We start from the raw sequence: 12,639 nt of genomic DNA, 5'->3' as shown, positions 1-12,639 counted from the left end.
CTATGGGGTAGTTAGGAGTTGTTTATATTTTGGTTTCAAATAACGCTATTTCATCTTGTGTAAGCTCATCTTTAGCTAAAGAAATTACAAATTGTTGTCGTTGGTTTACCACCAAAACAAACCTATCTTTTGTAGCACTTATTTTCTTGATCCAATTCCAATCCTTGGTTTCAACCAAGTCTTTATTTCTATGCCTAATTGTTATCTTTTCTTCAGCAAATGTTACCTCCGCATCAAATTCCATTTTTTTCCCCTGAACCCTGGCGGCCATAATCATTATTGGAAATACGATTAGCAGTAAACCAAAAAAATAGATCAGAAATGAGGTGATGAAATTATACTGTTTTATGGGTACCACAACAGCAATCATTAAGGTTGCCAAAAGGTAGCGCCACACACTTTTCTTAAAGAAGAAATACATTTTTCCGCTCATGATATGCTTAAAATTGGATACTACGCTCTTCGTTACCATATTACACCTGTTCTTTTATAGTTTTCTCAATATATGCCACATAGTGTTATACCCCTATGTGAGCACTTTTGGTTACCTACCGCTATTAAAAAGTAACGATACGATTTACATATTGTTGTTTTCTGCATTGAAACCTAGCGCATAAATAGGGTACTGTAATTATGTAGAAAGTATGATTGCTATTGTGGTGGGTTACTAAAGCCAACCGTATTTGCAGACTATACCGGATTATTTTAGCCCTAAATTTTTAATTATAGGGCTTAGCTGTTATTGACAATTCGTAATCTTTACATCTATTTGTTGCATTAATGCCCAGATATAAATATGATAATCTTTAACGTGATAATCTCCGTCCGAAAATATTATAGGACTTTCTAAATTTTCTAATTCGTTAGGTCGTTGATCAGATGCGTTTGCAATGTAATCAACGGCCAAACCTGTTCTTTGACTAGATGCTCTTTTAAAACGAGCTGTGTACATATTGTCAAAGGCTACAAAATTTGCCCCATTACTAAAACTATATGGAACACCTGGCGTTATATAGCGCAATGGACTACTTTGGGAGTCAAAAATTAAATTGTCCTGATAAAACGTGTCCTTGTTTTCATCCGTTGTGCGATATACCAATCCACTATTTACCAAAGTCTCGCTGTATGACGGGAAGGTTGTTTCAGGCTCCGGTATGGTCTCATCATTTTCATAACTTCTCCAGTAATGAATACACCCACACTCACTCGTAGTCTTACAAAGACCTATGTTTTGCCACCAACCCCCTAAGGTGGAATTATCGAGCGCATAAACATAGCCCATTCCTCCTAAGGCTGCCGTTACTAGTTTTTCCCGTAATTCCGGATTCGTATCAAAGAGGTCTCTCACTAACATTGCCAAAAGAAATGACCCTTGAGAGTGCCCGGCAAGAATAATTTTATTCCCATTATTATGGTTGTCCAAATAATTTTGAAAAGATGCCTTTATATCGGAATAGGTTTCCAATAAAGCTGCAGCCCTTTCTTCTTCCGTATAAAAAGCGCTTAAGAAGGATGCAGGTGTGGCTTGCCTATATTTTGGTGCGTAAAAACGGCCATACTTTGCCAATAATGCTCCCTGGGCCAAAATGGATAGCCCGATAAAATTGGTATCCTGATTACCGATTGCTACCGTACCTGGGGATATCGGTGGATTTATAAGATGGGTAGGATGCACCCAAAATACATCAACCCCTGTATTTATAGCGGCATTATTGCTGACCTCAACGGTAGAACTAATGCTTAAATTTTCATCAATGACAGCAATATCCAAATCATAGGTTTTCAGAAAATTTAATAGTTGATCAGGATGAAAATACCAATTATCCATAGAACCGTAGTCCACACTTGATAGCGGAATTTCCAATTGCTGTTCATTTTCGGAAACGACAGCATCCCCTTCTTTTGAGCAACTGATTAGTAGTACTGCGCAACAAAGCAAGAAGAAAATTTTAAACTTCATACTAGGGTTGAATAAAAGATTTTCTAAGAATGAAATCCCTTTTGAAACTTTAAGTTCGCTTTTCATTGGTATTTGCATTCTAAACTTAGGAACAGCAGTTAATAGCTGTATTTATTACTTAATAACTTCATTGAATTTTTCCCAAAACATATTGTCAAAAGACGATAGGGCAAAATTATCACCAGATACCGTAGCCTCACCCATTCTTAGAATTACCAGATTGCTACTAGGTACAATATAGATGCGCTGTTCATCTTTTCCCATAGCGGCAACCATGTCATTTGGGGCATTGGGTACAAGGGTTCCGTCATATTCCGTTTGACTTGCTGGTAGCATGTACTTACTTTTTCCATTTAGCCACCAGAGATAGCCGTACGAGGGATTGATATTTTGCGAAGTTGTTTTGCTTTCAATAAAGAAGTTTTCATCAACGATTTGCGTTCCGTCCCAATTTCCATTTTGTGAAGCCAATAGCCCAAATTTGGCCATGCTCCTTGTATCACTATTATAAATGCGGTAGATTAGACCATTGTTCCAAAAGCCGTTCATTCCTAATCTATCACCTAACTCATTGTTGAAATACGTTTCAAATTCCGTTCCGCTGGCATCTTCTACAACATTCATTAAACGCTGAAAAACATTGCCATAGGCCCATCTTGTACCTGCATCGGCCAGATAGGTTAAATTTCTTTTAATTACTACTTGTGGCTCGTCGTCCAAACCAGAAGTCATAGACAACAGGTTCTTAACGGTAATCAAATCTTCTTGCTGGGGTGTTGTACTTGTCCAATCGGTACCTAAATAATCAGAAACCTTAGTATCAATATTGATTAAACTATTTTGTTGCGCAATACCAACGGTAGCGGTAACAAGTGTTTTGCCCGCGCTGTTCCACTGCCAAGTATCGCTAGCCGTATGGCCATTGTAATAATCCTCAACTACAATTCTTCCATTGAGCAATACCATAAATGATTTTGTGTTCTCACCGATCAGAAAATTCCTGAGCTCTTCCAATTTGTCCGTATCCCAGTTTATTTCATTAGGAGTTATCGTTTCCCATTCGTTGGTAGAAGTTGACGGAAAATACAAGGAAACATCTGGTGCACTAGGTGTATCCGTATCATCTTCTATAATGGGGTCTATGGTATCATCAGATTGACAACTTGCCAAAATAAATAAGACCACTAGTATAAAGTATCTATTCATCATTAATTTTATTTTTCTGACTACTTTATGCGCTAAAGGTTTAATTAAATAAAAGCCAAGTGTAGTTTTTAAAAAATGGCCAATGTAAACCACCACATCTTACAAAACGTTCCGTTTAATTACTGCAAATAGCCTTTTATAACCGTATTACAACGATTTATTGTTAAAACTATTGTTCCGGAATTGGTATTTAGGGCAGTGTAAATGCAATACAGCAAAAAGCGTATTCAGTCATTGGGTTTACCAGTCACTTGAGTTTTAAGTCAAGGATTGGAGTATTCCCCTTGGCTAGCAAAATTGGGAAGTTCAATTTTACAGATTTTAGAATGAAAATTAAAGCATAATTCAACAAAGACAGAAACCTAAAAAGCTTGCTGATTACTTTGAAAACTTCTGCTTATAAACCCGGTACAGCTGTAAAAGCATTACAGGTACAAAATGGGCCAAAGCTCCGGCCATACTACCTTCTTCTCCTTGTAGCCCAAGAAGTGCCCAATGAGCGAAAGCCATAATAGCAGCCAGATACACCCATTGTTGTAACTTTTTCCAATTGCGCCCCATTCGTTTGACTGCTGCATTGGTACTCGTCATAGCTAAAGGAATAAACACGAAAAAGGCAATCCACCCCGTAAGTATTGATAGCTCTATTGATTCATTTACTATTTTAGAAATTGGAAATTCCAGCACATAAAAAATGGTATGGAGTAAGGTATAGGCAAATGCCGCCACACCAAAAAAGCGTCTGTTTCTTAATAACCATTGCGCTACTTTCGTTTTAGGGAACATTAAACGTATTGGCGATGCAATAAGACTTATAATCAACATACGAGCAGCAAATTCTCCGGTAATATGCATGATATCTTCATACTTAAATTGTCCTTTTGCGTAATTCAAGGTCATCATAACGCCCGGTATGGCCAATAGAAGCCAAAGCATATATTTTCCTGTAAGAAGTGATTTTAAATTGTTCATTGTTGATCGCTTTGAGCAATATTTGTTTATGCTCTGTTTTTCTAAGAAATTTCCTTTGATGAAATAAAATAGGTAACCACCCCTGCCAAAAGCGCAGGAACGGCAAAAATCATAAAATTGGCGGACATCGAAAGCCCCATACCTACGAGTACACCGCCAAGTGCAGGACCCAATACACCTCCCAGTCTACCTGCACCAATGGCCCAGCCCAGACCTGTAGTTCTAAATTCTGTGGGATACATACGGGCAGCCACGGCATACAGCCCAACAAAACCACCTTGTAGGGTAAAGCCTAGTAGTCCAAAGACTATCAGTATAAAATCTGAACCCACAAATACACTGAACATTGCCATTAAAACAGCTGTTATTCCCAAGAACAGGGCAATGGTTTTTTTAAGTCCCATTTTAGATGAAATATACCCTTGTATGACAATACCGAAAAATGCACCTACATTAAAAACCGTACCCGAGTAAATGGCCAGTTCCATAGACAAGCCCGCATTCGTAGCCAGTTTTGGAATCCAACTGACGAGAAAATACAAACATCCGAAGGCAAAAAATAAGGCTACCCATAACTGAATAGTAGATCGTTTGTATTTTTTAGAAAGCAATTGATTTACAGGAATACCCAACGATTTAGCCGGTTTTTCTGGTAAGGTAGAAATTTCAGGTATTTTTAATTTAGTTAAAAGACGATTAACCTTCACAAGTGCATGCTTTGGTTGCCTTCTTACATAATATTCAATGGATTCTGAAAGGAATATAAAAATTAACGGAATAGTAATAAATGAAGCCAAGCCTGCTAATTTAAACATCATTTGCCATCCGCTAGATGGCACAACAGACGCTGCTAGATACCCAGCCAAAACTGCCCCAACAGGATAACCAGCTATAACAAAACTTACCCAAAAATCTTTAGATTTATTTGGTGTGTATTCGGCCGTTAAAGATGCGGTACTGGCGAGCATACTACCAATGCCTAAGCCACTAATAAAACGTAGAAAAATTAATTGCGGTACTGTTTCTGTGTAACCTGTTAAAAATATACTTGTACCCATTAAAAAGGCACTTATTAAAATCATTTTTTTTCGACCAATCTTATCCGCATATGGCGCCAGCAATAATGCACCCAATGCCATACCTGCAAGACCGGCGCTAAATACGACACCCAAAGCCTCGGGACCAACAGCCCACGATTTAGCGATTGCAGGGGCGCAATATGAAATGACCAGCACATCCATACCATCTAAAATGTTCATTAAAAAACAAACGAATATGGTAGCGTATTGCATGGTAGAGGTGGCACGCTCATCTAACTGCAGTGCAATTGGTTTAGACATTTTATTTGGTATTAGACGTTGTAACTATCCCCTATAAGCAGTGTCTATGGTAATATTACCATTGGCAACCCTGCTTACACAGGCACACATTTTTTTATTTTCACCTTTTTCTTCTTCGCTGAAAAAGAAATCGCGATGATCAATATCGCCAGAATATTCAAGAATATCTACTTGACATAATCCGCATTCTCCTTTTTTACAATCATACATGACATCAATTTTTGCATCAAGCAAAGCAGACAATAAGGTTTGATTTTCATTTACCTGTACTTCTCTATTAAACCTCGGTATCTTTACAGTGTATGCCTGGGGAGCAAACAAACCCGAAGCCCCAAAAGTCTCGAACCGTAAATTTTGATTGTTGAACGGTCCATTTTCCCATGTCTTACGAACCGCATTCATTAAGCCAATGGGTCCACATAAGTATACTTGCGTTTCAATATCGCAAAGATTTAAAATCTTTGACGTATCAAAAAAACCATCAATATCGCTAAAATGCACTATTAAGCGTTGCCCTAATACCTTTTGTAACGCTTCTATATAAGGCATTTCTTGGGCAGACCTGCCCAAATACAACATGCGTACATTCTTGTCAGTTTTTGCTATCAACTCTTCTGCCATCCCTAGAATGGGCGTAATTCCAATACCTCCTGCAATAAGTAGATAATTTGACGTATTAAAACCAAGTTCAAAATGATTGGTGGGTTGTGAAATGCGCAACTTGCTACCTTCTTTTAATCCCCACATATATTTGGACCCGCCACGGCTTGCGGGCAAACGTTTTACCGCTATGGTATAGGGTTTATTTGGAACGTACCGCCCAACCAAAGAGTAGCTCCTGATTTCTGGCAAGTCATTGATCAAAACAGCAATATCTACATGTGAGCCCACTGTAAAGGCCGCTGTGTCACCTGCAGGGATAATTTGAATTTGCATTACATTATCCGCAACTTTTTCCATTTTACCCACCACGGCATCTTCCCAAGTATTCCTATATCTCATTAGTCCTTCTTTTCTTTTGCGACCATATTATCCGTAATTCTTCTTGCCCACATGGCCCCGGCATCTATGTTCAAATTATAAAATTCACGATCCGGGTTTTCATTGATTGCCTTTTGTTGGGCCTCTAAAATATCTTCATCCTGAGAAAAAATATGGGCGACCCCATTTTTAAGTTCGGTGGTATTACTTTGGTCCTTTAGGTTATAATTTCTGCTGAACGCCCAGAAATAAAGACAGGTCTGGTTCGTAGATGGTGTTATGGTATTTAATACATACCCATTGACCCCTTTAGACCTATCACCTTCTTGAGCACCAGTATTCGCAATGGCTACGCCAACATCTATATTTACGGTACAGGGAGCTTCAAATTTTATGATCTGCCAGCGATCTACGGTACCATCATGGTCAAATACTTTGTTCAATTGCCCTTTCCAAAATGGTGGTGGCTGTATATCTTTCATCCAACGCGTAACGGTAGCCGTTTTCTCATCGTAGTGCACATCAAAGGGTGCTTCTGCCACATTACGGTCACCAATAGTTTCTGAATGTACAAAGGTTTCGTGGGTAAGGTCCATCAAATTATCAACCACCAACCTGTAATTACAGTGCACTTTGATCATTTGTCCGTCACCTGCCCAGTCTGGATCATCGTTCCAATGCATATCCGGAATTTTTGATTCATCGGCCAATGCCGGGTTGCCCATCCATACCCAAATAAAACGATATTTCTGAATTACAGGATATGAGCGTACACAGGCAGATGGGTTTATGGTCTCTTGCGATGGCATATATGAACAACGCCCATCACTATTATACTCAAGCCCATGATAACCGCAAACAACCGTATCATCCCTTAAACTACCTTTGGACAAGGGCAATAGTCTATGCCAGCAAGCATCCTCCAAAGCTATTGGCGTCCCATCTTTTTTTCGATATAACACCAAAGGCTTGTTACAAATAGTACGTGGCAATAATTTATGCTTCAGTTCCACATCCCAAGCAACCGCATACCAAGCGTTCATGGGAAAAGATTCGTTCATGGTAAAAGTATGTGTAGACATGATGTTGTTTTATAGGATTATCAGCTAAACCTTATGATTTAGAATACAATTTGATACATTTTTAATAAATTTCACAATAAAGGATTGATATTGAATATATTTAGCGTACAAATGATTCAATTTTATTAATTCTTTTTATCAACTTTACAAAAGTATCCTACAAAAAATAGGATTTATTAATAAAGTTCATGCTCAAAATGAATTATTACCAATAGAATATGAAGATAATTGACTTATCCGTAACTATTTCAGACAAAGTAAAAGAGCCTTTCCCTACCGCCATTAATTATGAAGACCACAAAGAGGGTGCAAAGACTATGGGCAAGATTTTATTCGATGGTTTAGGTGATGTATTTCCAGATGGAAATGGCCCTGCCGGAGAATTTTTAACGGTAAATAGTCATGCTGGAACTCATGTTGATGCTCCCTACCATTATTACCCAACCTGTAATGGCGAACCATCAAGAACAATTGATGAAATGCCCCTGGATTGGTTTTTTAGAGATGGAGTTGTGTTGGACTTTACGGATAAGCCCGCCGGTTATATGTTTGAACCAAACGATTTAAAAGAGAAATTAGCCGCCATTAAATACACCTTAAAACCTTACGATATTGTTTTAATTCGTTGTGATGCTTCCAAACATTTACATGAAAAAGATTTTACCAGTAGGCATGTTGGTGCTTCTGCAAAAGCAACCCATTGGCTAATAGACCAAGGCATTAAGGTTATGGGTACAGATGGATGGAGTTGGGACATTCCTTTACACCTACAAGCTAAGGATTACAGATCAAACCCTAGACCAGGGATCATTTGGCAAGCTCACTACGTAGGTATTGAAAAAGAATACTGCCAAATAGAAAAATTGGTTAACTTAGATAAACTTCCCCCTTTTGGATTTAAAGTAGCTTGTTTTCCGGCAAAAATTGAAAAAGCCAGTGCAGGGTGGACCCGTGCGGTAGCCATTTTGGATGAATAATTTTCACTTAGGTATTGAGCAAACATGAAAATTGGTAAAGAAAAAAATATACCGACCTTAAGTTCATATGAAATATCTAATTTTCATATGCATTCTATTGATTGGTTGCCCATAATATCCAACACAAGACATGATGATTTCCATATCAATAGGATTGATGATATAAGTGACAAGAAACGTTTTCATGTACTACCGCATCGTAAAACTTTTCACGATTTCTTTTTTTTAACAAAAGGAACCTCTAGAAGAAGTAAGGGTTTAAATAGTTATGAAATTAAGGCTCCTGCCATTTTCTTTTTACCCGCATACCAAATTACGGAGCATGATATGATCAGTGAAGATGCCCAAGGTTTTTACTGCCATTTTCATGAACGTATCCTTGATATATTCCCAAAAGGAATTTTGACCGAACGCTTTGTGTTTTTTCAATACCAGTCTAACCCTATAGTACAATTAAATACAAGAACACAGGAAATTATTGCCACTATTTTAGAGCGATTATTTACTATATATAGAGGAGAGAGTTCTAGTAAAAACTTGATTTCCTTATACTTAATGACAATTTTTGAGGAACTTAAATCTGAAATGCCAGAGGTTGTAACGAAAAATAGAAAGTCGAATTTTGAAATTACAAAACGCTATAAACATGCACTTGCAAAACATATTTATGATTATCAAAATATAACCGACTATGCAGATTTATTGAATGTTACACCAAACTACCTTAATAAATGTGTTAAAACCGCAATTGATAAAACAGCCCAAGACCTACTAAAAGAAATGCTTATTCTAGAAGCAAAAACTTTAATCAAACATTCTGAACTTAATGTATCAGAAATTGCCGTAAAACTTTGTAATCAAACCCCAAGTAACTTCGCCCGTTTTTTTAAAAAACAAACCGGCCTTTCACCAAAAGAATACGCACAAACCAACTAGTGTATTCCATTTCGAATTACTCTGTATTCCCATTTTACATTTTGCCACTTTCCGGTATCGATTCTGCTAAATTATTTTGTAGAAAAATTATATCTATTTGAATTGTGTTTAATCAAACCCTAAATTAAAAAAACATCAAAAAGAATTGATTTTGAATATAATTGCTCTTTTTTTGATTCACATTTATCATTATTATATTGGAAATTTGAAGATATAATTATTAACATATTAATAATTTTTAAATATTAATATGATTAATATCATTTTTTAATCAACTTAAACTAACTCAAATGAAAAATAACGTTCGGCTACTCTTAACTTGCTTCGGATTCTTAATGATTGGTTTTGCCCAAGCTCAAACAGGCGAAATTACTGGTCAAGTAAAAGATGAATCTGGTGCTGTACTACCTGGTGCTTCTATTTTAATAGAAGGAACAAAGAATGGAACCATGACAGATTTTGATGGGAAATTTAGACTTAGCGGTCTAGATAGTGGAGATTACCAAGTAATAATTTCTTATGTTGGTTTTACAAGAAAGAAAATTGCTGTTTCCGTTCCACAATCACAACCTTTATCCGTCTCGCTAGCAGAAGATGCTACGCAATTAGATGATGTTATTGTTACCGGTGTTTTTGATGCACGAAGTCGTATGGATGCATCTGTGGCAATTACAACTATTGGAGCTAAACAATTGGCAAGAGTGGCACCTACAAGTTCTGCAGATTTATTGAAGAACATACCAGGTGTTTTTGTAAACCAAGCAAGAGGAGAAATTTGGAACTCCGTTTATTCAAGGGGGCTTTCTGCAAACTCAATTGATAATTTAAATGGTTACCGCTATGTTTCTTTGCAAGAAGATGGGTTACCTGTTACAAATGTTGAGTTATATCCTGATTTATTTTTAAGAGCTGATGCTATGACGTCTCGTGTTGAAGCTGTTAGAGGTGGTACCGCATCTATTTTAGGCGCTAATGCTCCAGGTGGTATTTTTAATTACGTTTCTAAAACAGGAGGAAATGAATTTGCAGGCGAAGTAAGGGCTAAATATGGTCTTGAAGGCAATGGCCAAAACCCATATTACAGAGCTGATTTTAATGTAGGTGGCCCTTTAAGTAATGGTTGGACATACAATATTGGTGGATTTTACCGTAAATCAGATGGAGCAAGAGACCGTGGCTATCCAATTAATAAGGGTGGTCAAATTAGAGCTAATATTGTAAAAAAATACAATACAGGTTCTTTTAGAGTAAACTTAAAATATTTGAATGATAAGAATGACAGAATGGCTTTCATACCTTCTACAAACTGGGAAGACCCACAAATAGCAAATGGTTTTTCTAAGTACGATTCTTATGCGCTATATGACTTCTCATTGGAAGTACCGTTTAACGACGAAGGCTCTAGAACTATTAATTCTACAGATTTGCTGCACAATATAGATCGTTCTATTGGTTTTAACTGGGTGCAAGATTTGGGGAATGGCTTTTCTTTAAAAAATGATTTTAAATATTCTAGAAAGGATGATGAAAGAAATGCTACGGCCGTAGTAACCCCTATTAGCACTACATCCATTCCATTCTATGCAATACCGGGATTATTTGCTGGGCCGGCACCACATCGTACCGGAACATACCGATTTGCAGATCCAACTACAGGACAAGAATTTGGTACTGTAACATTGACTCCTAACGTTGGGCCAAATGCAGTGCCCGGGCCACCTGTACTGTTTACACCAGGAGCAAATAATAATTTTCCTGGATCTAATATACAGCCCAATTCATTAATGTTTATGCCATTATTCTATACGGATATTGACAGAAATGAAATTGCCAATCAATTAATTCTTACTAAAAAAACAGAAAAAAGTAGTTTTAACTTAGGTAGCTTTTATAGCCGCTCAAAATTAGATATTACAAATTACAGCAAAGGTATGGGTCTTAGTGGTGGGCTTATCCAAGATCGCCCAGTGCCAGCTCAGATTACTTTAGACGCCAATGACGGAAATACGTATGAAGTTACAAGTCCTGAAGGTTTTATGAATGTAGGGTGGACAGGTTCTGATGATGGAGAAACTACTCAGGGTGTGTTTGCACTTTTCTTTGGACATAATTGGAAAATTACACCAAAACTTACATTCGATTACGGACTTAGATATGAGAATATATCTTCGGAAGGATTTAATTCTATTGCAATTGGAAACCCTAGACAAAACGACCCATCTTTTGGTGGTCGTGATGGAAACCCGCTTACGCTTTGGGATAATGGAGGGGGTACAGCAGGCCCTCCAATAAATTACGATTATGATTTAAACAGCTTTTCTTATACGGCAGGTCTAAATTATAAGTTTAGTGAACAACGCGCTATTTATGCAAGGTTTGCGCGTGGTAACAAGGCGCCATCAACCTCCTTTTATTTAGATTTAAACAATGATGATTTAGTAAATACATTAAATCAGAGTGAATCTCTTTTAGAAGAAATAACCCAATTTGAAATAGGGTATAAAGTGAACACTGATAAATTAAAACTAGTGGCGACGCCATTTTATAGTAACCTGAAAAATGTACCAAACATTCAAACTTTTTCAACTGAGAGTCGTACTAACTATTCTCCTACTTATCAGTTCAACGAGTATACTACTTTGGGCTTTGAATTGGAAGGAACCTATAATATTACCGATAAGTGGTTGGTAAGGGCAAATGCAGTAGTGCAAAATGCAAAAGCTGATAAATATACAGCTTGGGCAGAAGGTGAAGATGGAGCTGGTGATGATACAATTGTAGATTACTCTGGTAATGAAGCTGATAACAGTGCTAACCTTATATTTAACATCAACCCTATTTACAATGGTGAAAAGTTCTACGGATCATTAAACTATAGCTATATGGGTGATAGACAAGCAAATGTACTTAATGCCTTTACCCTACCTGCATTTGGTAACGTTGATTTGGCATTTGGTTATGATTTTTCTAAAAAATTCGGTCTACAACTAAATATAAATAATGTGTTAGACAAATACGGAATTTTAGGATGGCAAGGGCCAGGTGGTTTTCCACAGGCGCTAAACAGAGATGGTTTTGGTCCTGATTTTATTGCCAACAATCCAAATGCAACTTTCTCAACACAAGGTAGCATGCCAAGAGCTTATTTCTTAACGGCCACTTATAGATTCTAATTTTTGTTTTTG

10 protein-coding genes are annotated in these 12,639 nt (G+C 37.2%); 3 read left to right on the top strand and 7 right to left on the bottom strand.

Going from position 1 to position 12,639, the window contains the following annotated elements; genetic code table 11:
* Window positions 1-22: 22 nt before the first annotated feature.
* The 7 genes from YQ22_RS04955 to YQ22_RS04925 form a co-directional block, all read right to left on the bottom strand.
* Window positions 23-472 carry a hypothetical protein gene (locus tag YQ22_RS04955; protein ID WP_156894532.1) on the bottom strand — a complete coding sequence of 150 codons (450 nt, stop codon included), beginning with the start codon at window positions 470-472 and terminating at the stop codon, window positions 23-25.
* A gap of 267 nt (window positions 473-739) precedes the next feature.
* Window positions 740-2,026, bottom strand: a complete 1,287-nt coding sequence (locus YQ22_RS04950) for a DUF3089 domain-containing protein (protein ID WP_198033516.1) — start codon at window positions 2,024-2,026, stop codon at window positions 740-742.
* 48 nt (window positions 2,027-2,074) lie between these two features.
* Window positions 2,075-3,169, bottom strand: a complete 1,095-nt coding sequence (locus YQ22_RS04945) for a serine hydrolase domain-containing protein (RefSeq protein WP_156894531.1) — start codon at window positions 3,167-3,169, stop codon at window positions 2,075-2,077.
* Between the two features lie 375 nt (window positions 3,170-3,544).
* Window positions 3,545-4,138, bottom strand: a complete 594-nt coding sequence (locus tag YQ22_RS04940) for a sulfite oxidase heme-binding subunit YedZ (protein WP_071340292.1) — start codon at window positions 4,136-4,138, stop codon at window positions 3,545-3,547.
* Window positions 4,139-4,179: 41 nt separating this feature from the next.
* Entirely contained in the window at window positions 4,180-5,478 is a 1,299-nt protein-coding gene (locus YQ22_RS04935; RefSeq protein WP_071340291.1) for an MFS transporter, read from the bottom strand.
* Between the two features lie 24 nt (window positions 5,479-5,502).
* Window positions 5,503-6,480 carry a PDR/VanB family oxidoreductase gene (locus YQ22_RS04930; RefSeq protein ID WP_071340290.1) on the bottom strand — a complete coding sequence of 326 codons (978 nt, stop codon included), beginning with the start codon at window positions 6,478-6,480 and terminating at the stop codon, window positions 5,503-5,505.
* Window positions 6,480-7,541, bottom strand: coding sequence for an aromatic ring-hydroxylating dioxygenase subunit alpha (locus YQ22_RS04925; protein ID WP_198033515.1), 1,062 nt, complete (start codon window positions 7,539-7,541; stop codon window positions 6,480-6,482). Before YQ22_RS04925 ends, YQ22_RS04930 begins: the two co-directional genes overlap by 1 nt.
* 218 nt (window positions 7,542-7,759) lie before the next feature.
* Here YQ22_RS04925 and YQ22_RS04920 point away from each other — a divergent pair, with 218 nt between their 5' ends.
* The 3 genes from YQ22_RS04920 to YQ22_RS04910 all read left to right on the top strand — a co-directional run bounded on the left by YQ22_RS04920 (window position 7,760) and on the right by YQ22_RS04910 (window position 12,627).
* A complete protein-coding gene (locus YQ22_RS04920) occupies window positions 7,760-8,518 on the top strand; it encodes a cyclase family protein (protein ID WP_071340289.1) in 759 nt (252 codons plus the stop codon).
* A 24-nt stretch (window positions 8,519-8,542) separates the two neighbouring features.
* A complete protein-coding gene (locus YQ22_RS04915; protein WP_071340288.1) occupies window positions 8,543-9,454 on the top strand; it encodes a helix-turn-helix domain-containing protein in 912 nt (303 codons plus the stop codon).
* A 290-nt stretch (window positions 9,455-9,744) separates the two neighbouring features.
* Window positions 9,745-12,627, top strand: a complete 2,883-nt coding sequence (locus YQ22_RS04910; protein ID WP_083414191.1) for a TonB-dependent receptor — start codon at window positions 9,745-9,747, stop codon at window positions 12,625-12,627.
* Window positions 12,628-12,639: the final 12 nt, after the last annotated feature.

Source organism: Maribacter sp. 1_2014MBL_MicDiv (genome assembly GCF_001865655.1).
Classification (GTDB): domain Bacteria; phylum Bacteroidota; class Bacteroidia; order Flavobacteriales; family Flavobacteriaceae; genus Maribacter; species Maribacter dokdonensis.
The sequence above is the reverse complement of the archived record's forward strand: the minus strand, read 5'-3'. Positions and strand labels throughout refer to the sequence as shown.